Source organism: Shewanella canadensis (assembly GCF_003966225.1).
Lineage (GTDB): Bacteria > Pseudomonadota > Gammaproteobacteria > Enterobacterales > Shewanellaceae > Shewanella > Shewanella canadensis.
The window spans coordinates 1-1044 of the sequence record NZ_RXNU01000059.1 but is presented as its reverse complement, the minus strand read 5'-3'; the positions used below and the strand labels follow the sequence as shown (position 1 = coordinate 1044).

At 18.5% G+C, this 1044-nt stretch carries 2 protein-coding genes; both read right to left on the bottom strand.

Features of this window, described 5'->3' with window-relative positions:
• Nucleotides 1-585: proton-conducting transporter transmembrane domain-containing protein (locus EKG38_RS25585; protein ID WP_246033260.1), on the bottom strand; the 585-nt coding region annotated here is incomplete at its 3' end.
• Nucleotides 586-722: 137 nt separating this feature from the next.
• Nucleotides 723-1044: hypothetical protein (locus tag EKG38_RS25580; protein WP_185826955.1), on the bottom strand; the 322-nt coding region annotated here is incomplete at its 5' end.

Here is a 1044-nt window from a genome sequence, read left to right as displayed (position 1 = left end):
TAATTGAAAATCAGTAGTTAAAGTATAACTATAAATTTGTAAAATAGCTAATAACATAAATAAAGATCCAAATAAAGTATATAAAAAGAATAAATTAGCAGATCTAAATCTAAATTCACCTGAACCATAAACAATTATAATTATAAATAAGATAGGTAATACACTTTCAAAGAATATATAAAATAATAATAAATCTAATACTAAAAATAAAGCTAATTGTAATGTTTCTAAAACTAAGAAAGAAATTAAGAAATATTTCATATTAGAATTAGTATATAAATTATTATAATTAGAAATTATAGCTATAGGAGTAATAAAAGTTGTTAATAAAACAAAATATAAAGATATACCATCAATACCAAAATTTAAATGACAAAAAGTTAAATAATCAAATTCAGAAACAAATTGAAATTGAGTAGTATTAGAATCAAAATTTAACCATAAATAAATAGAAATTATAAAATTAATAACAGAAGTTAAAATAGCAATATTTTTCATTTTAATTTGATTTTTAATACTATTTTCTTGTATATTTAATATAAACAAAGAACCAATAAGAGGTACAATTAATAATAATGTTAACATAATTATTTAATTAATTTTTTAATTTAGTATATTTGTCACAACCTTAAGTTAAAATATCATTTGGGGGGAGTTATTATTAAATAAATAAAAATATAATTAGATAAAAGATAATTTAAATATAAATTAAAGAAATAAATTTAATCTTTTGTAGAGAAATAAGGTAAGAAAGTAAAGAATAACATTGAGATATAAAGTATAATAGTTTTAAATTCTGGATCTGAGAATGGGATAAGGAAATTATATTTATAAAGTATCATTGGAGGGAAAAGATAGAAAATTAAAATTATTAAAGCAATTAAAAAATATAAAGCATAAGTAGTAATAACTCCAGTATCAAAATTAGCTAAATTATAAGCAGTGTAATCTAAAGCAGAAGCTAATCCATAAGGTCCTAATAATTCAATAACTCCTCTATCTAAAATTTTAGATATATTATAACCAGTAATTAAACCAATAGAA